This is a genomic window from Monoglobus pectinilyticus (assembly GCF_002874775.1).
Taxonomy (GTDB): Bacteria; Bacillota; Clostridia; order Monoglobales; family Monoglobaceae; genus Monoglobus; species Monoglobus pectinilyticus.
In genome coordinates, this window is record NZ_CP020991.1 from 1,449,741 (window position 1) to 1,469,641 (window position 19,901).

Genomic DNA, 19,901 nt, shown 5'->3' on the forward strand with positions numbered 1-19,901 from the left:
AATTTATTACTCCATTTCTTTTTAATCTCTGTTTGTTTATATGATATGTAAAGTTGTAATTCTAAAAAACATGTTGTGAAAAACTTATGTAAACATATAATTTATTTGAAATGCTTGATATTAACTTTGCTGCGTTAAATGTGTTTTTATATTTTTTTAATTAATTTGGACATTACTTCTGATGTAATGTCATAATCGCATAGTTCATTTTTCATGCTTCTTTTTCTTTCCAAAGTTATATAATGAAAAGAAATGAATCGTTTCTTCAAATATATATTTAGGAAGTTGATTTATATTTGTGTAGCTTTTATATGCAGCGTTTAAAAAGAAACTGCAATTATTGTTTCATGTCTAATTCAGTTTATCATAGTGATTACAACTATAGAATATTGATAAAACTCATAGCTGAATTATTTTGCTTTAAAGCAAAATCACACCAAGAAAATGTCCGTTTTATGCTAAGTTTGAAGATAAAGCCGTAATTTGCAGATATTTAGCTGATGTGCAAAGAACCCTGTTAGTAGTAGGTGTCCGGGGATTTTATCTAGTTTGTATTTTATTTTACATGCTTTTGAAATTTTAAATATAGTGATAATATCAGCTGGCCTTATTCTAGCTAAATCTATCTCATACCATAAATCAAATATAATACTACATGCAGTATATCATATTCTTGTTATTAAGTCAAAAATTTTGAGATGATAAAGCTATTCAGACCAATCTAAGGTATAAAAAATATTAAGGTGTTATGTATTTTATTTTATAAAACTAAAAATATAATTTTGTTTAATTAATTTTTATATTTAAAAATAAATATAGCGCAATACTTGGTCATAGAACATTTTGTACAAAAGTGTATAAATGAAAAATATTGTATAAAATTATATTGCAAAAGGTTTGTTATTGTGCTATAATAAATTCCTTACTAAAATCATAATCTTTTGGTAAGTTAGAGTTTTCAATATAATTTTCAGTAATTGTAAATATCTTTGAAAGGAGGAGGTTATTATGAAAAACTTTAACAAGTATAAGAAGGGCTATTTTATGCCGCCCGTTAAATCATTAAAATGGGTAGAAAAAGACGCTATCGAAAAAGCGCCAATATGGTGCAGCGTAGACCTAAGGGATGGAAACCAGGCTTTGGTGGTGCCGATGAGCCTAGAAGAAAAATTGGAGTTTTTTGTTTTCCTATGTAAGCTGGGTTTTAAGGAGATTGAAGTTGGATTTCCTGCCGCTTCTGAGACAGAATACCTCTTTCTTCGCAGATTGATTGAGGATAATCTCATTCCTGATGACGTTACTATTCAGGTTTTGACTCAGGCGAGAGAACATATAATAAAAAAGACTTTTGAATCTTTGGACGGAGCTAAACAAGCAATTGTTCATGTTTATAATTCGACTTCTTTGGCTCAGCGCGAACAGGTGTTTAGAAAATCAAAAGAAGAAATTAAACAGATTGCTGTTGACGGCGCAAAATTGCTTAAAAGGCTTGCTGACGAGACTGAAGGTAATTTTAGGTTTGAATACAGCCCGGAGAGCTTTACCGGAACTGAGCCTGAGTATGCTTTGGATGTCTGCAATGCTGTCATAGATGTTTGGCAGCCAACACCTGAAAAAAAGGTTATTATTAATCTTCCGGTTACCGTGCAGATGTCTCTGCCGCATGTTTATGCGAGTCAGATAGAATATATGAGCGATAATATGAATTGCCGTGAAAATGTGATTTTATCTCTGCATCCTCATAATGACAGAGGAACAGGTGTTGCTGATACAGAGCTTGGGCTGCTTGCCGGAGCTGACCGTGTTGAAGGAACAATTTTCGGCAATGGTGAGAGAACAGGTAATGTTGATATAGTAACATTAGCATTGAACATGTATACCCATGGCGTTGACCCGAAGCTTGATTTTTCAAATATGCCTGAAGTTGTCGAGACATATGAAAGATTAACAGGAATGAATGTTGACCCGAGACAACCGTATGGCGGAAAATTGGTTTTTGCTGCTTTTTCGGGCTCACATCAGGACGCAATAGCCAAAGGTATGAAATATAGAGAAGAAAAATGCGAAAACTGCTGGACTGTTCCGTATCTTCCTGTTGACCCTAAAGACCTGGGACGTGAATATGACGGCGATGTGATTCGTATAAACAGCCAGTCGGGCAAGGGCGGTATCGGATATCTGATGGAGCAGAGGTTTGGTTTTAATATACCAAAGAAGATGCGTGAAGATTTCGGATACATTGTAAAGGGTGTTTCTGACCATTTACATAAAGAGCTCCAGCCTGATGAGATTTTTAATATATTCAAAGATACATATATTAATATAGATAAGTCTATGAAGATGATAGAAACTCATTTTGAGCAGAAGGATAATGGTATTGTTGCACATATAACAGTGTCGCGTGATGGAGAGAATGAAGTGCTGACCGGAAGCGGAAACGGCCGTCTTGACGCCGTTAATAATGCGTTTGACAGCATCCTTATGGGTAAATACACCATAGATACTTATGAGGAACATGCTATAGGTACCGGTTCAAATTCGAAGGCGTGTGCTTATATTGGATTATCAGACAGCTATGGTAATATTACATGGGGTGTTGGAATCCATGATGACATTATAAACGCTTCAATTATTGCCTTAATCAGCGCCATAAACCGTACTGTAAACAAAAGGGGTAAATAATTATATAGAAAGATTTTTCTATTATTTTAATAATTTAATATTGATTTTATAGGAGTTGGGATACATGAAAAAGATAATTATACTGCTAGAGGCTATAATTTTATCGATATGTATCTTAACTCCTTTTTCTGTGTTTGCGGATTCTGATATCTATCAGGGTCTATTTAGATTTGACACATTATCAGTAAAGTATAGTGACGGAGTTTTAAACAGACCGGGCGGCAATGTTGCGCTTGATAATGTAAAAGTTTTATCTACAGTCGGTCAGCAGCCAAGTCCTGAACCGGAGAAACTTTCTGAAGAAAATGAACTTGCATCCTTAAACATAGAGCTTGGAGCATATGTGACTAGAGCCCAGGCGGTATATGTTTTAGTAAGCGGTTTGGGAGACGAGCTTAAGGCTGTTAAACCGGCTGATTTATCAGTTTTTTCTGACAGTTCTGAAATTGAGCCTATATATCAGAAAAGTCTTGGTCTTGCAGTTTCTTTGGGGGCAGTCAATGGCTCTGATGACGGCAAGCTCCATGGTAATGACTACATAACAAGAGTTGAGGCGTTTGCGATAGTGAGCCGCGTCTTATCTCAGGATGATTTGCCTACGGATTTAGGGGATGGTGAATCATTTTTTAATGATATTCCGGATTGGGCGGTTCCTGATATTTGCCGCCTTAAAAATGCTGGGCTTATTTTAGGTTATGGCGACGGAACTTTGGGGTCGGACGATTTTATGACATATGAGCAGGTACTGCTTGTGTATTCCCGTCTTCTTAAATATCAGAATGCTCTTCCTACAAATAATCTTTACAAAAACGATTATTATGAATATGTAAATGAACAGTGGCTTTCTGAGACGCAGCTTCCTGAAGGTTATGCTAAATGGTCAAACGTTGAGCAGCTTTCTCAAAATAATGCTTATCGAATACAAAATATAATCGGTGATATTATAACAGAATATTATATAGGAAATATCCCGCCGAAGGACAGCAATAAACAAAAAATACTTGATATATATAAGGCTTCGGCAAATGTTAAATACCGTGACAGCGTCGGTATAGAGCCAATAAGAAAATATCTTGATATGATAGACGGTATTCAGAATATTTCTGATTTTACAAATGTTATGGCTGAGCTTGAAAACAATGGATTTCATTCATTGATTCCGATTAGGGTTAATAATGATTTTAAGGATTCCACAAAATATTCGCTTACGTTTGAATCTTGCTATACAGGTATTGAATCGGGTGTCGTTAAAAGCGGGGAATATGAAAAAATTGAAGAAAATTACAAGAACTATATCAGAACATTATTTATAATCAGCGGTCAGTCGCCGGCCGAAGCTGAAAAGAAGGCTGACTTGGCAGTAAGGTTTTGTCTTAAACTCGCCAATGCTACTATGGACGAGTCTCAGTGGGATAATCCCGGTGATATTTATAATGTCTATTCTACAAATAGTTTGGAAAATTTATTTTCAAATATGAATATGCTGGGATATCTTAAAAAGTTAGGGTATAATAATGTCAGTGAGATTATGGTATATGATAAAGAATTGGCTAAAACCATTAACTCTTTGCTGGACAGAGATAACATTCCTATGCTTAAAGAATACTTGCGGGCGTCTGTCTTAGACTACTCGTCTTTGTATTTGAATACTGAGATGTTTAATGCATATCAGAATTATATTAATAGTATCAGCGGAGTTAACGCCCAAATCACACCTGACGCTTATGCTGTAACAATAACCCAGTCTCTTATGGGATTGGAGCTTGGTGAAGAATATGTTGAACGTTATTTTTCCTCCGATTCCAAAAAGGAAATAGAAGACCTGGCGTCAGTGATAATTGATACTTTTGAAAACAGGATTAAAGAATTGGATTGGATGAGTGATGAAACGAAAAATGTCGCTATTGAAAAGCTGAGCGCTATATCAATAAGAATAGGCTATCCTGATTATCTTATAAATTATACGAACCGTGATTATTCAATTCGCAGCATTGAGGATGGCGGAACCATTATGGAATATCTTATTGACTATAATAAGATGGCGCATAATCAGGATGTTACTTTGATAAATGAGAAAGTTCCGGTTAACAAGGAAAGCTGGACATTAACTCCGCAGACTGTTAACGCTTATTATGACAGAGCCAATAACTGCATAGTCATTCCAGCCGGTATACTGCAGGCTCCGTATTATAGTCCAAACGCAAGTTATGAAGGAAACCTGGGAGGAATAGGGAGCGTTATAGCACATGAGATTACTCACGCGTTTGATAATGTTGGTTCTCAGTTTGACAAAGATGGAAATTTAAATGATTGGTGGAAGGCCGAAGATTTTTCTGCGTTTAATCAGATATGTAAACAATTTGTATCAGAGTATGATAAGCTTGAAGTGATGGATGGTTGTTTTGTTGACGGGAAGCTTACACTGAGTGAAAATATTGCGGATATCGGAGGAATGGCCTGCGTGCTTGATATTGCCGGCGAAGACAATCCGAACCTGGATGAGCTTTTTAAAACCTACACTAGAACCTATAGGTCTGTCTGCACTGAAGAATATGCTAAAATGCTGTTGGTGACTGATGAACATGCACCAAATAAAGTGCGTGTGAATATGGTGTTATCTAACTTTGAAAAGTTTATAAATCTATATCATTTGCAGTCCGGTGACGGTATGTATAGAAACGAAAGCAGCAGGCTATCAATATGGTAAATTAGATTATAAAGAAGAGGGAGAGATAATTTGAAAACTGCCAGTAAAACAAAAGGAATAACGTGCATAATAATATCGGCGTTTTGTTTCGCGTTTATGAATACATTTGTTAGAATGGCAGGAGATTTGCCGTCAGTTGAGAAGAGTTTTTTCAGGAATTTTGTAGCGCTTATATTTGCGGCTGTGATGCTGCTGAGAACAGAAGAAAAATTCAGGTTTGATAAAAAGAATCTGCCGTATCTTCTTTTGAGAGCTTTTTTTGGGACAGTCGGCATATTAGGAAATTTTTATGCTATCGACCATCTTGTTCTTGCGGACGCCTCAATGCTGAATAAGCTTTCTCCGTTTTTTGCCATAATATTTTCATTTATAATTTTACGTGAAAAGGTAAATATATGGCAAAGTTTAGCCGTTGTTATCGCGTTTGTCGGAGCGTTGTTTATAATAAAGCCGACAGGCGTGAGTTTTAATTCTGCAAGTTTGGCAGGAGTAATCGGTGGCGTCGGCGCCGGTATCGCTTATACAATGGTCAGGCTTTTGAGTAAACGAGGTGAAAGAGGCGCGTTTATTGTATTTTTCTTTTCAGCGTTTTCATGCTTAACGACCTTGCCGTTAATGCTTGCGGATTTTCGGCCTATGGCATGGTGGCAGCTTTTAAGTTTACTGGGAGCAGGGCTTGCGGCAACCGGCGGACAGTTTGCAATAACGGCCGCATACTCATATGCACCGGCTAAAGAAATCTCAGTATTTGATTATACTCAGATAATATTTGTGGCAGTATTGGGTTTGATTTTCTTTTCAGAGCTTCCCGATATATTCAGCATAATAGGTTACTTAATCATAATTTTAGTTTCAATATGTATGTTTTTATATGAAAGAAACATGAAGTCATAATATAACAAGTAATGTAATGCGTTTAGAGAAGAATGTTTTAATTAAATTTATAGCGTTCTAATGTTTTAAACGGGATAATAGGTAAAGGTAATCCGCCGTATATTAACAAATATTTGTTGATATACGGCGGATTTTATATTGTCAGAAAAAATATGAGGTTAATTTTCATTGCGAATTTTATTTAAATAATGTATAATAGATTTATATATATTTTAGAAGTTAGTATAATAAATAAGGAGGTAGTATAATGAGACATATAAAGAGAATTATTTGCACTGTTTTATTTGCGGCTATGCTGATAACTTCGCTTTCAGCTGTCACTGTTTCAGCTGACGAAAGTATAAAGGTTATTTTAGACGGAAAACAGCTTCAGTTTGATGTTCCACCGCAGACAATCGAGTGGCGTACAATGGTTCCTATGAGAGTGATTTTTGAGGAATTGGGAGCAGAGGTTTATTGGGAGGATTCGACCCAAACAATAACAGCTTATAAGGGTTCAACCACAATAGTGATGCAGATTGGCAACAAAATGCTAACTAAAGACGGTCAGCAGATAGAAATGGATGTTCCGCCGCTTGAGATAGACGGGCGCACATTGGTACCGGTTAGGGCTATATCCGAGAGTTTGGGCTGTAATGTCAGCTGGATAGAAGATACACAGACTGTTCAAATAACAAGCGGTTCTGCACCAGGCAATGCTCCTAGTGCTAATTCTCTAGTTATGAAGGATACATATATTGGTGATGACTATAGAGTATCAGAAGAAGGCGTCCAAACATATAACGGAATACTTGTGTTCGGAACAATGGCTATGCACCCTGAGGAACTTACACAGGACAGCGCGAAAGCTTATGCAAGTGTAGTAAATGAGGTGGCGGACAGTTTGCCGGGTGTTAATACATATAATATTTTGATTCCAACCTCAGATGAATTTTATGCTCCAAAGTCATATTATAAGGACCAACTCAGTGCGTTTAAGACTGTATATGAAAATCTGAACGACAATGTGACCGCAGTAAATGCTGTAAAACCACTGTGGGATCATGCGTCTGAAAAGATTTATTTTTCAACTGACCACCATTGGACTCAACGCGGTTCATATTATGCTTATCAGGCATTTAAAGAGGCAAAGGGTGAAACTGCGCCGCCTCTTGATAGTTATGAACGTCAGGTGAGTGAAAACTACGTCGGCTCATTTGCAGCGAAAATGGAGGGAACTCCCGGTGAGGAGATTTTAAAAGATAATCCTGATTATGTTGAAAAATTTATGCCGTTGGTTGAAGCGAATGGCACAATATATAATGACCAGGAGAGACAGCAGGTTAAATACGAAAATGTTCCGGTAATTAAAGATTACAATTCTTATATAGCTTTTATTGCAGGCGACAATCCGATGACGGTTTATAAAACATCAGCCGGCAATGGAAAGAAATTGGTTATTCTTAAAGAATCTTATGGGAATGCGTTTTCAACATGGACAGTAAATGATTACAGCGAAGTATATATCGTTGATATTCGCCGTTTTAACGGAAATGACGGAAACGCTAATACGTTTAGTCTTTCATCACTTTATCAGGATATTCATTTTGACGATCTTGTTATAATTACATATCCGCCAATGATGGCATATGGTTCAATGAGAAATCTTTTAAAGAATATGAAATAGGATAACTATGCAAAACCGCATTGCTTTAAGTAATGCGGTTTTATATTTTAGGTAAATTGTTTATAGAGCAGGTTTTTTGACATTTTAATATTATAAATATTTAAAATGGAATTATTTTTGCTTTCTTTATTACAATAGAAATAGTGAAGTTTTAAATGCTTTATAAATTCAACCCTCTTAACAAAATAAAAGCTAAAGTTTTATATAAATTCATAGATAATAAGAACAGTTATTGCCGGCAGTGTGGTGATAGTTTTGGGAGGAGGAATATAAATAATTATTAGGAAGCCGTATTTTATATAAGGTTAAAGCATTTTATCTGATGACAGTATGTATTTGTATAATTTGTCAGTTGACAATTTTTTTATATAATGATATACTTGTTAAACCGAACAAAGGCGTTCGTCAGTTGAGATGTATCAACGGACGGGCGCTTTTTATTTTGCTCAAAATTATTAGCGGTAATCTTTAGTTTGATTAAAGGAGGAAATTTTATGCTTTTAAAAGAAGGCGAGAACGGCAACAGAATACCGTCCGGATGTGCTATATCGGGAATATTCTCTAAGAGCGGAAGGAGAATAAGCGGCGGGTCAATTGTAAGCTCTATAGCTGTTATGCACGACAGGTCCAATGGTCTTGGCGGAGGATTTGCCGGGTATGGTATATATCCCGAGTATAAAAATCAATATGCCTTCCATGTTTTCTATGACAGCAATGAGGCAAAAGAAGTTTGTGAAAGATATTTGGACAGACATTTTGATGTGATTAATCTTTCAAAAATACCTATAAACAGAATTCCTGAAATAACAGATGAACCTTTGATTTGGCGTTACTTTGTTGATCCACTTCCAACTAAATTAGCCGCTTCACAGTTAGATGTTAAGGAATATGTTGTCCGCTGTGTAAATAAAATAAATACTCAGATTGACGGCTGTTATGTATTTTCATGCGGAAAGAATATGGGAGTTTTTAAAGCCGTCGGTTTTCCGGAAGATGTGGGTCGTTTTTACAGATTAGATGAGTATGAGGGATACTGCTGGACTGCTCACGGACGTTATCCGACCAATACTCCGGGCTGGTGGGGCGGTGCCCATCCGTTTGCAATGCTTGATTATTCAATAGTACATAATGGAGAAATATCGTCATATGACGCTAATAGAAGATTTATTGAAATGTATGGATATAAATGCAGTCTGCTGACTGACACGGAAGTTATTACTTATATAACCGACTATTTGTTAAGAAAAAAAGAGTTGACCCTGGAAGAGATGGCGTCAGTGATTGCGGCTCCGTTTTGGTCAACCATAGAACATATGCCCGAGCCTGAAAAGACAAGGTATAAGTTTTTAAGAAATACTTTTAGCAGTCTTTTGATTACAGGGCCTTTCTCAATATTATTGGGCTTTACAGGCGGAATGATGGCCTTAAATGACAGGTTAAAACTGCGCAGTATGGTTGTGGGAGAAAAGGATGATATGGTGTATATAGCCAGCGAGGAATGTGCTATGAGAGTGATTGAACCTAATCTTGATAATATTTGGTCTCCGCGCGGAGGAGAGCCTGTTATTGTAAGGCTTGATAAACAAGCTATGAAAGAAATTGGAGGTGAAGAATAATGGTACGTGATTATTTATATCCTGACTACGAGGTAATCCGTAATGCAGATATGTGTATAGCCTGCCGCGTCTGTGAGCGGCAGTGTGCAAATGAAGTGCATAAGTACGATGCCGATTTAAAGAAAATGGTAAGCAATACGGCGTCTTGTGTAGATTGTCAAAGATGCGTCTGTCTTTGTCCTACACATGCTCTTAAAGTAATAAAAAGCGATAACACGTTTAAGATAAATGCTAATTGGACAAATGAGGCAATAAGCGATATTATTCGTCAGGCCGGAACGGGAGCGGTTTTGCTTTCAGCTATGGGAACCCCAAAAGAGTATCCGGTTTATTGGGATAAAATATTGATAAATGCGTCTCAGGTTACCAACCCGTCTATAGACCCTCTCAGAGAGCCTATGGAGACTAAAACATACCTAGGAAAAAAAGCCGCTGAAATAATCCGCGATAAAAATGGAAATATTGTGCCGAAAACATCACCTCAATTGGAATTGGAGGTTCCGATAATGTTTTCCGCTATGTCATATGGTTCGATAAGTTATAATGCTCATAAAAGTTTGGCTATGGCCGCAGAAGAACTTGGTATTTTATATAATACCGGTGAAGGCGGCCTTCATGAGGATTTTTATCAGTATGGCTCCAATACAATAGTACAAGTAGCCTCGGGACGTTTTGGAGTTCACGAGGATTATTTAAACAGCGGCGCCGCTATAGAAATAAAAATGGGTCAGGGCGCTAAGCCGGGTATAGGCGGACATCTGCCGGGGGCGAAAATCGTCGGTGATATTTCTAAGACAAGAATGATTCCTGAAGGGACAGACGCTATTTCTCCGGCTCCTCATCATGATATATATTCTATTGAGGATTTAAGACAATTAGTATTCTCGCTTAAAGAAGCAAGTGATTATAAAAAGCCGGTTATTGTAAAAATAGCGGCTGTTCATAATGTTGCAGCTATTGCGAGCGGTATTGCAAGAAGCGGTGCGGATATTATTGCGATAGACGGATATCGTGGAGGCACCGGAGCGGCTCCGAAAAAAATACGTGACAATGTGGGAATACCGATTGAATTGGCGCTTGCCAGCGTTGACCAGCGGTTGCGTGACGAGGGTATAAGAGGTGATGTCTCAGTTGTTGTGGGAGGAAGCATAAGAAGCAGCGCTGATATAGTTAAAGCGGTTGCTTTAGGAGCTGACGCCGTATATATTGCAACTTCGGCGTTGATTGCGCTTGGGTGCCATCTTTGCAGAAGCTGTCAGAGCGGAAAATGCAACTGGGGAATAGCAACTCAGATACCTGAACTTGTCAAAAGGCTTAATCCCGAAGACGGAAAAGAACGGTTAGTAAATTTAGTAAATGCCTGGACTCATGAAATAAAAGAAATGTTAGGCGGAATGGGTATCAATTCAATTGAGGCTTTAAGAGGAAACCGACTGATGCTGAGAGGTATAGGTATGAACGAAAAAGAACTGGAAATTTTAGGCATAAAGCATGCGGGGGAATAATTTTACAGAAAGGAACAGATATTATGAAGAGAATATTTATTAACGAAGAATGGTGTCTGGGCTGTCACCTTTGTGAATACCAATGTGCATATGCAAATTCCGGTATAGATGATATGGTTAAGGCTTTAAAAGGAAAAGAAATTCACCCAAGAATAGTTGTTGAGGGTGATAATAACCGAAGTTTTCCGATAAATTGCCGCCATTGTCTGGAGCCGCTTTGTGTCAAAAGCTGTATTTCGGGCGCCTTGTCTAAGAATAACGATGGTGCAGTTATGCTTGACGCTGAAAAATGCGTAGGGTGTTTTACGTGTGTCTCGGCCTGTCCGGTCGGAGCTATTATGCCTGTGCCGAATCAAGGCAAGGTTCAGAAATGCCAGCTTTGTATTGATAATCAGTTTGGTGAACCGGCTTGCGTCAAAGGATGTCCCAATAGGGCTCTAGTGTATGAAGACAGAGGTTAGGTTCAGAAAGGAGCGTTTAAATTGAAATATGATTATTTTATAATTGGTAACTCCGCCGCTGCTGTCGGCTGTATTGAGGGAATCCGCAGGGAAAGCAAGAATGGCAAAATATGTGTTGTGAGTGATGAGAATTACCGTGCATACGGACGTCCTCTTATTTCTTATTTTTTGTGGGGAAAGACTTCCGAGGAAAATATGCTTAAATACAGACCAAAGGATTTTTATGAAAAGAACGGAGCAGATTTGATTCTGGGGACAAGAGCTGTAAAGATAAACCCTGATTCTAAGACAGTTAGTCTCAGCAACGGAGACACTTATGAATATGGAAAGTTGTTGGTTGCTGCAGGTTCTCGTCCGTTTGTTCCGCAAATGGCAGGTTTTGAGACAGTGGAAAAGAAGTTTAATTTTATGACGCTGGATGACGCTAAAGCTCTCCGCAAAGCTGTGGATAAGGACAGTAAAGTATTGATAGTGGGAGCCGGCCTCATCGGTTTAAAGTGTGCCGAGGGAATAAGTGACAGTGTAAAAAGTATTACAGTAGTAGATTTAGCAAACAGAATTTTGCCAAGTATATTGGATGAAGAAGGCTCGAAAATAGTCCAGGAATATATAGAGGGGCATGGGATAAAGTTTTATCTCAGCGACAGTGTTGATGAATTCCGCAGTGGAATCGCTTCTCTAAAAAGCGGAACAAGGATAGAATACGACGTAGTGGTAATCGCGGTTGGAGTTCGTCCGAATTCTGAGCTTGTTGCTGAAGCCGGGGGGAATGTCAACCGTGGTATAGTGACTAATCTCAAATGTGAGACATCACTGAAGGACGTATATGCGGCGGGTGATTGTTCTGAAAGCCTGAACAGCGCAACAGGTAAACTGCAGGTTATGGCGCTGCTGCCAAACGCCTATATACAGGGGGAAGCGGCAGGTATAAATATGGCTGGAGGCATGAAACTTTATGATGACGCCATACCTATGAATTCCATTGGCTTTTGGGATATTCATGTAACGACTGCCGGCAGTTACGAAGGAAGAGAAATCGTCAGACGCGATGATGATAATTATAAAAAACTGATAGTTTCGGATGATAAGAAATTACTAAAAGGATTTATACTGATTGGTGATATAAAAAGAGCAGGAATTTATACAAGGCTTATTCGGGAAAAGGTTCCGCTGGATACAATCGATTTTGATGAAATGATTGAAAAACCGCAGGAAATGGCGTTCCCCAGTTCTGTCAGAAAGATGTATATGGGAGGTGTTATGTGATGAAAATAGATGCAGGTTTGACATATTATGATGAAATAAATAAGAAAATACGGGCTGCCAAAGACTGTGAAATTGAAGTTGATAATTGTTTGGGTCAGCGTTATATTGGCTGTGGATTATCAGGGAAAAATGTGGTTGTGAACGGAACGCCGGGCAATGCACTTGGAGCATATCTAAACGGAGGTAATGTCAAGGTTTTTGGAAATGCGCAGGACGCCACAGGGGATACCATGAATGACGGAAAAATATTTATTCATGGTTCATCCGGCGATGCAACAGGTTACGCAATGAGGGGCGGAAAAATCTTTGTGCGGGGAAATGCAGGATATCGTGCAGGAATCCATATGAAAGCGTATAAAGATAAAACTCCGGTTTTAGTAATCGGAGGAAAGGCAGGCAGCTTTTTGGGAGAATATCAGGCCGGAGGATATATAATTGTTTTAGGCTTAGGGCATGACAAAGGCGGTGTTGTAGAAAGATTTTGTGCGACAGGCATGCACGGAGGAAAAATATTCTTAAGATGTGATGATCTGCCTTATGATTTGCCTGAGCAGGTAATAGCAAAAAAAGCGTCTAAACAGGACCTTGACGAGATAGAGGAATACCTGGATGAATATATTAATGAGTTTGGCGGAGATAAGACAAAAATAATGAAGAAAAATTTTTATGTATTGATTCCTGACACAAAAAATCCATATAAACAGATTTATACTGCTTGCTGAGTTTAGCATCCAGATTTACTTATCGTATGCTTATTTAGATATATAATTATTTTGTCATTGTCTAACTAGGATAAATATTATATTATAAAGTGTTGTAAGTGTATATAATAAAGTCCGCATTTAACATAATTGATTTAAAAAGAACTGACAAAATATTATGTTAAGGTGAGTAAGGGACTTTTTCAGAAAGGATTTTTGGATAGTATTTGAGGTATATTTAAGATATAGAGTTATTGTTATGCTTCGACTTATATTGCAGTATATAAAGAACTTTGCAATAAAATATTAAATTCTATATAAGAAACTGATTTTGTTATTTAACCAAATCAGTTTTTTAAACTCTTATGTTGTTGGTTAATATGTGTATACATTTATATCATTTGCGCGAAACGCATATGTTTAAGTTATATTCGGCATATGCGTTTTATTTTATTATTTAAAGAAATGCGTTTTTGTGAGTGCCTATATTTTATATATATGTTTTTTTATGTAATATATTTTTGTCAGAAAATGCTGCCGGGTATATTGGCCGCATCTTTGGATTTGAGAATTAAACAACAATACAAAATGTTCTATCAAAATTAATATGCAATAAAATAGATTTAATTATTGCTCGCCGAATGAGAATGGTGGCAGGAGCGGATAAAATTGCGCAGTGGCGGACTGAATAGCAGGCGAACAAAGTAAACCGAATAGATTGTTAAATCAAAATAGGATTTTTAGTCATATGGTAAAGCTTCGGAACGAGAATCAAAATTGGTCGTTATACAATAAATATCCACAATAAGCAGAAATATACTATAAAATCTGGTTATAATTATATATTTATTTTGTAAAATTATTGTTTATTAATTAATAAAACGTCGGAAAAAACATAAAGTGCCTTTGCAAAAATACTTTACATTTACAGCGTTTTTTGATATAATATATATTATTAATTTTGTAGATATAGCAAACATATTTATTAGATAATACAATTTTGATTGGAGGTATGATATGCCGGTATATATTTTAATAGCTTCGGTGGTTATTATTGCTTGTATAATTTTGAATAAAGTCACGAATAAGCTGGGTATACCTATGCTTCTGGCTTTTATTTTACTTGGTATATTTTTTGGTTCTGACGGTGTTGTAAAGATAGAGTTCGGCAATTATGATTTTGCCGAACAAATCTGTTCTGCAGCGTTGATATTTATAATGTTCTACGGCGGTTTCGGAACCAAATGGAGCGAGGCTAGACCTGTAGCTGTAAAAGCTGTTTTATTGTCTTCGCTCGGTGTTGTTCTGACTGCTGCTATAACAGGTCTGTTTTGTCATTACTTTCTAAAAATTGAATGGCTTGAAAGTTTTTTAATCGGCTCAGTTATCAGTTCAACTGACGCCGCTTCTGTGTTTTCAATACTTCGTTCCAAAAGACTTAATCTTAAATATAATACTGCTTCTCTGCTTGAAGTAGAAAGCGGAAGCAACGACCCTTGTTCGTATATGCTCACAATAATTGTCTTAGCGTTAATGGAAGGTTCGGCAAGCGGCGGCGGAATAGCATACTTGGTGTTTGCCCAGTTTGTTTATAGTACGGTGTTTGGTTTTGCTTTAGCGTTTGGTTCAGTTTGGATAATGAAAAAGTATAAATTTTCATCCGCAGGTTTTGACGCGGCTTTTGTGCTGGCTGTCGCTCTTCTTGCATATGCGGTGCCTTCCCTGCTCGGCGGAAACGGATATTTGTGTACATATATAGTTGGTATTTACATGGGAAATCAAGAGATAAAAAATAAAAAGTCGCTTGTAAACTTTTTTGACGGGGTAACAGGTCTTATGCAGATGCTGTTGTTCTTCCTGCTGGGACTATTATCTTTTCCGTCACAGATGCCAAGCGTAATACTTCCGGCTGTTGCAATTGCGCTTTTCCTTACGTTTATTGCACGTCCTGCGGCGGTATTTGCAATATTAACTCCGTTTAAAAGCAATCTCAAACAGCGTTTGCTTGTATCGTGGTCCGGGCTCAGGGGAGCCGCGTCGATTGTATTTGCCGTCATGGCGACGGTGAGTCCGGCTTCTACGAGCAACGATATATTTCATATTGTTTTTTTGATAGTGCTGTTTTCAATTTTAATTCAGGGGTCTCTAATACCATTGGTTTCAAAGAAACTTGGTATGATTGATAACAAAATAAATGTGTTAAAAACATTTTCGGATTACAGTGACGAGGTTCCGGTTCAGTATATTAAATTTAAAATACCTGAAAACCATTTTTGGGCGAAAAAGAAGGTTACAGATATTATTCTTCCGCCTGAGACTTTGCTTGTCTTGCTTCAGCGTGGAAGCGATAAAATGATTCCTGACGGGGAGACTGTGCTGCTGCCGGAAGATACACTGGTTTTAATTGCAAAAGCGCCGGGGGAAATAGAAGGGGTTAGGCTCACAGAACGTCAGATAGAACCTGATGATGAACTTGCCGGCAGACGTATTTCAGAAATACCAAAAAGAGACGGCATGCAGATAACAATGATTCATAGAAACGGTAAAGTTATTATCCCTAAAGGATATACTAAATTAAAATCCGGTGACCTTATGGTAATAAACCGTGTTGAATAGATATATGGTTATGTTGTTTTAATAAAATGTTTATACGTATCTAATGTTGTACTGCATAAAAGATGAAACTAGTAGGATAGGCTGGCCGCTCTGATTATATTGCAAAGAGGCCGGCCTTTTATATTGTATTTGTAAAACGTCTTATCTGCCTTTATGTTTTTCTTTCTTTTTTTGCTTCCTTAAATTATAACGGGTTTCCTGCTCAAGTTTTTTGGTTTCCTTTTTTCTGACTTTTCTTTCATCTTTAACAAGTTTATGCTGAAGTTTTAAGGCTTGCTGAGCCTTTGTTCCAATACTGCTGAACCGGATTCTTTTATTGATTTCGCGCTGAAGTCTTTTGGGGTTAATATGATGTGTTTTTGTATCATCACTTTTTATAGGTTTAGTAAAACACAGATTGTTCCAATTGTTCATCATATAATCATATACTTCGTAATCCTTAGGCTCTGAACCAAAAGTGATTTTACAAACCTCATAGCTGTCAAAATATGTTCGTTCATATACTGCTATCCAGAAAGGGTCTTCAAAGGTTACGGTTAAGATGCTTTTTATATTATTCTCCATTTTTTAAATCTTTTAGAAATTCAGTTTCAAATTCGCTCATCCAGTCCAATAGTGAACTATACAGCGCTGCCTGCTGCTTAAATATAGTTCTGCCTGTCAGCGGAATATCCGAATACAATTCTGTATATTTTTTGTTATTTCCCTGAGCTTTTATAATATTATCTCTAATTTTATTGATAAGTTCCAGAGCTTTAGGTTTTGACATTTTATTTAAATTTGAAATAACAACATTAAAGTTTATTGGAATTGTTATTTCTTGTTCAGAATATTTTTCCATCAGCTCCTGAAAATATTCAATGCCCTTATTGGTAATAGAATATATGGACTTTTCAGCGAATTTACCGTTTTTGACAACATCAGTCGTTAAATAATTTTTTTCTTTAAGAGTAATAACCTTTTTGTATATTGATGGAGTGCTTATTTTTGTCCACCTGTCTAAATGGTGATATTCAACATCCTTTTGGATATCATAAGCGCTTTGGGGTTTTTCTGATACGATACCTAAAATTATTAAATCAATCAGCGACATTTGTATTACCTCCTTTAATATATTATATATTACTATAATTTATAGTAATAGTCAATATTTATTTTTAGATATAATATTTTGTTTTAGAGAAAAAGCTGTTTATATGATGTATAAACAGTTTTATTTTGTGCTTTAAAAATGTAAACGACTACCAATCAGAATTGTGAAAAAAGCTTTAGGAAATATGATTTTCAGTGATATAACAGTGGCTTAATATTCTAATTATTAAAATACTGAGAAGATTTTTATTATAATAAGATAGAAATAGTAAAGAAGTTAAAATTAAGCAAAAATACAGATGTCAAAATTACATTATATTATAGCCTAAATATAGATAAAAAGAGTTTGTGTGGAGTTAAAATATGATATATTAAGAGAACGCTGTGAGCCAAATAAAACAGAGAACATATAAGCAGAGATTTGCTCTGAACATATTCATATTCAAATAATTATTCTGCTGTATTTAAATAAGTAAACTATGGGAAATAATTAAAACTTTGTTATTGATATTTGAAATACATGAAAATATAAAGTGTAAATATTGAAGAAAATTTTTTTATTGCAAAAGATAACATGCAAACACAGCAGCGAGAAATAAAAAGATTATAGTGTGATTTATTTAGAAATTAATCAGAGTAATAAGATGTAATGAATTAGATAATTAAATTATAAAAAACAAACTTACCTGTTTATAATTAGAAAAACAAAAAATCGGTGAAAGACAGCCGCTTGTAAGCGGCTGTCTTAAATAGTAGTGCGTTGCCAAACCTTCTGTATCATTTTCAGAGTTTAAACCTGTATCAGTTATATTTGGAAACTGTATAAGGCGTTAAGAAACCGGTGGTTTTGCTTTATTAAATTAGACTTTGAAAATTATAATAAACTTATATATCTATGTCAGTGACATAATCTTAATTTTTTGACCGACATTAATTTTATCTCTGTCAGCTATATTATTGTTTTTTACAAGTTCATCCACCGTCGTATGATACCTTTTTGCTATATTCCAAAGTGTGTCGCCGCTTTGGACAAAATAAATTATATAACATTGCATACCTCTCTGTTCAGTATCCTCAGATTCTTCCCTGTCTATTGCTGTAACGGTTTTAATTCTGTCGTTTTTTACAAGTTTGATAGATATGCCGATTATCATTCGGAGGTCAACAGAATCAGAGCCGGATATTGTATAACCCAAATGGTTTATAAATATTTTGGCGTCACATGCAACTTTGTTTCCAAGTTCTTGGTCGCAGTCAAAACTATGCTCAAATTCAGTCTTACAGTCTATGGCGTACAATGGTTGATTTTCATCATTTGAAGAACATAATACTTTGGCGTTAATGGTTCCTTTAATATATACAGTATTGTCTTTAATTTTTAAATCATCTACAGAAGTCTTTTCAATAGTTACGCCGCAGACTCCAAGTATTTCAGCGTCGGTTGCTTTTCTTTTAGCGGTAAATTTGTGAGATATTTGAGCAGTTTTGGTATCAATAAGCTGTTCGGGAGCTGTTTCGCTGAACTCTAGAGTAAGAGTGCTGCCATCCGTAGAGTATGCGTCTGTAACCGCCTGCGGCTCTGATATCATATATCCGGAAATACTAACTCCGACTACTACTTCAGCGCCAATCATCCGAGGTTCTCCGTCTAAATTGTCTCTTATTTCAGTGTATATTTCTCTAACTGTATATTCCGCGTCACATTCCATGTCATCCATAGAGTTAGGAGTATCAAACTGCTCATTGTATGGAATGGTAAATTCAGCATTCCTGAGCAAAGATTTTTTATTGCTGTCTGAGGAAGTATCCGCAGCGTCTTCATATAGAACATTAACTTTTACTATTCCTTTAAGACGTGTATTGCCGCTGCTTGTAACCATTTCTTCAGGCTCAACGGTTGCTGTGGCGTTAAGAATTTCACCGATTTGCGGGAGCTTTGAAGAAATTTCGTGCTGTTCTCTAAGTATCATGCTTCCATCTGAAATAAATTGTTTATCGGCCAGTCTTATAGGAACTTTCTTAAGTTCAATTTTTGAACAGGTATTTGTCGGCGCACTCTCATTATCGGATTGCCGAGGCGTGAATGGAATAAGATCCATTGCGGGAGGCTTGGGTTCACATTCAATAACTATTTCATCTGTGCCTGTCGGCAGTTCAAGGGGTTCACACCTGCATATTTTAGCTCCTATATTTATGCCCAGTCTGATATTTACTTTCCTGGAGTTTATAAGAGTGCTGTCAACAGATCCAATTTCTGATTCCGCAGTAACCTGGTCATCCGCAGTTGTTCCTTTTGCATCAATTGTATAACTGAATTCGCGGCTCATAACCAGAGCCTTTGTATTGCCGATAACGTCGCCGTCCGGCAAATAAAGAACGGTTGCCTTTGCGGTTCCTTCAATATGAATCTTGTCCTGCCCCGGTGTGATATCTGTTATGTAGCTTCTTGCTGAAACATCTAAAATCTTTTTTATATCCGGTTTTATATCGGGAACTATTAATGTGTCGTCTACGACTGTTCTTCCAAACTTCATTGCGACAGTTCTGCAAATATCAAACCTCTCTGTCTTTAAATTCACCTCTGACATTTGTATCACCTTTCCTTAACCATAGTATTAAACATGGTAGATTATATGTTGTTGTTGCTGAGTTTATGAATATAAAATATTATCATGGGTTTGCAGTCCGTTTTATT

The 19,901-nt window shown here is 36.6% G+C and carries 13 protein-coding genes; 10 read left to right on the forward strand and 3 right to left on the reverse strand.

Annotation, left to right across the window (positions count from 1 at the left end):
* Nucleotides 1–1,008: 1,008 nt before the first annotated feature.
* The 10 genes from B9O19_RS06445 to B9O19_RS06490 all read left to right on the forward strand — a co-directional run bounded on the left by B9O19_RS06445 (nucleotide 1,009) and on the right by B9O19_RS06490 (nucleotide 16,114).
* A complete protein-coding gene (locus B9O19_RS06445) occupies nucleotides 1,009–2,682 on the forward strand; it encodes a 2-isopropylmalate synthase (protein WP_102365642.1) in 1,674 nt (557 codons plus the stop codon).
* A 64-nt stretch (nucleotides 2,683–2,746) separates the two neighbouring features.
* Nucleotides 2,747–5,389 (forward strand): M13-type metalloendopeptidase, encoded by a 2,643-nt coding sequence (locus B9O19_RS06450; RefSeq protein WP_102365643.1) that lies wholly within the window; start codon nucleotides 2,747–2,749, stop codon nucleotides 5,387–5,389.
* Nucleotides 5,390–5,419: 30 nt separating this feature from the next.
* Entirely contained in the window at nucleotides 5,420–6,283 is an 864-nt protein-coding gene (locus B9O19_RS06455) for a DMT family transporter (protein WP_102365644.1), read from the forward strand.
* 247 nt (nucleotides 6,284–6,530) lie between these two features.
* Nucleotides 6,531–7,949, forward strand: coding sequence for a DHHW family protein (locus tag B9O19_RS06460; protein ID WP_102365645.1), 1,419 nt, complete (start codon nucleotides 6,531–6,533; stop codon nucleotides 7,947–7,949).
* A 494-nt stretch (nucleotides 7,950–8,443) separates the two neighbouring features.
* On the forward strand, nucleotides 8,444–9,565 hold the full coding sequence (locus B9O19_RS06465; RefSeq protein WP_102365646.1) for a class II glutamine amidotransferase: 1,122 nt from the start codon (nucleotides 8,444–8,446) through the stop codon (nucleotides 9,563–9,565).
* The gene (locus B9O19_RS06470) at nucleotides 9,565–11,070 is read left to right on the forward strand and encodes a glutamate synthase-related protein (protein WP_102365647.1); all 1,506 of its coding nucleotides are present in this window, start codon (nucleotides 9,565–9,567) and stop codon (nucleotides 11,068–11,070) included. Before B9O19_RS06465 ends, B9O19_RS06470 begins: the two co-directional genes overlap by 1 nt.
* 23 nt (nucleotides 11,071–11,093) lie before the next feature.
* Complete coding sequence (locus B9O19_RS06475) at nucleotides 11,094–11,531, forward strand: 4Fe-4S dicluster domain-containing protein (RefSeq protein WP_102365648.1); 438 nt, start codon at nucleotides 11,094–11,096, stop codon at nucleotides 11,529–11,531.
* Between the two features lie 21 nt (nucleotides 11,532–11,552).
* Nucleotides 11,553–12,797, forward strand: a complete 1,245-nt coding sequence (locus B9O19_RS06480; protein ID WP_102365649.1) for an NAD(P)/FAD-dependent oxidoreductase — start codon at nucleotides 11,553–11,555, stop codon at nucleotides 12,795–12,797.
* Entirely contained in the window at nucleotides 12,797–13,519 is a 723-nt protein-coding gene (locus tag B9O19_RS06485) for a GltB/FmdC/FwdC-like GXGXG domain-containing protein (RefSeq protein WP_102365650.1), read from the forward strand. Before B9O19_RS06480 ends, B9O19_RS06485 begins: the two co-directional genes overlap by 1 nt.
* 996 nt (nucleotides 13,520–14,515) lie before the next feature.
* Nucleotides 14,516–16,114, forward strand: a complete 1,599-nt coding sequence (locus B9O19_RS06490) for a potassium/proton antiporter (RefSeq protein WP_102365651.1) — start codon at nucleotides 14,516–14,518, stop codon at nucleotides 16,112–16,114.
* Nucleotides 16,115–16,255: 141 nt separating this feature from the next.
* On the opposite strand, the gene B9O19_RS06495 is transcribed toward B9O19_RS06490, so the two are convergent.
* The 3 genes from B9O19_RS06495 to B9O19_RS06505 all read right to left on the reverse strand — a co-directional run bounded on the left by B9O19_RS06495 (nucleotide 16,256) and on the right by B9O19_RS06505 (nucleotide 19,794).
* Nucleotides 16,256–16,678: a YjdF family protein gene (locus B9O19_RS06495; protein ID WP_102365652.1), complete on the reverse strand. Its 423-nt coding sequence runs from the start codon at nucleotides 16,676–16,678 to the stop codon at nucleotides 16,256–16,258.
* Nucleotides 16,668–17,207: a PadR family transcriptional regulator gene (locus B9O19_RS06500; protein ID WP_102365653.1), complete on the reverse strand. Its 540-nt coding sequence runs from the start codon at nucleotides 17,205–17,207 to the stop codon at nucleotides 16,668–16,670. Before B9O19_RS06500 ends, B9O19_RS06495 begins: the two co-directional genes overlap by 11 nt.
* Before the next feature lie 892 nt (nucleotides 17,208–18,099).
* Nucleotides 18,100–19,794, reverse strand: coding sequence for a DUF3794 and LysM peptidoglycan-binding domain-containing protein (locus B9O19_RS06505; protein ID WP_102365654.1), 1,695 nt, complete (start codon nucleotides 19,792–19,794; stop codon nucleotides 18,100–18,102).
* Nucleotides 19,795–19,901: the final 107 nt, after the last annotated feature.

What these genes read in the sequence shown, in the direction of transcription:
- B9O19_RS06445 (WP_102365642.1), top strand. Translation starts at nt 1,009, where the DNA reads ATGAAAAACTTTAACAAGTATAAGAAGGGCTATTTTATGCCGCCCGTT.
- B9O19_RS06450 (WP_102365643.1), top strand. Translation starts at nt 2,747, where the DNA reads ATGAAAAAGATAATTATACTGCTAGAGGCTATAATTTTATCGATATGT.
- B9O19_RS06460 (WP_102365645.1), top strand. Translation starts at nt 6,531, where the DNA reads ATGAGACATATAAAGAGAATTATTTGCACTGTTTTATTTGCGGCTATG.
- B9O19_RS06465 (WP_102365646.1), top strand. Translation starts at nt 8,444, where the DNA reads ATGCTTTTAAAAGAAGGCGAGAACGGCAACAGAATACCGTCCGGATGT.
- B9O19_RS06470 (WP_102365647.1), top strand. Translation starts at nt 9,565, where the DNA reads ATGGTACGTGATTATTTATATCCTGACTACGAGGTAATCCGTAATGCA.
- B9O19_RS06475 (WP_102365648.1), top strand. Translation starts at nt 11,094, where the DNA reads ATGAAGAGAATATTTATTAACGAAGAATGGTGTCTGGGCTGTCACCTT.
- B9O19_RS06485 (WP_102365650.1), top strand. Translation starts at nt 12,797, where the DNA reads ATGAAAATAGATGCAGGTTTGACATATTATGATGAAATAAATAAGAAA.
- B9O19_RS06490 (WP_102365651.1), top strand. Translation starts at nt 14,516, where the DNA reads ATGCCGGTATATATTTTAATAGCTTCGGTGGTTATTATTGCTTGTATA.
- B9O19_RS06495 (WP_102365652.1), bottom strand. Translation starts at nt 16,678, where the DNA reads ATGGAGAATAATATAAAAAGCATCTTAACCGTAACCTTTGAAGACCCT.
- B9O19_RS06500 (WP_102365653.1), bottom strand. Translation starts at nt 17,207, where the DNA reads ATGTCGCTGATTGATTTAATAATTTTAGGTATCGTATCAGAAAAACCC.
- B9O19_RS06505 (WP_102365654.1), bottom strand. Translation starts at nt 19,794, where the DNA reads ATGTCAGAGGTGAATTTAAAGACAGAGAGGTTTGATATTTGCAGAACT.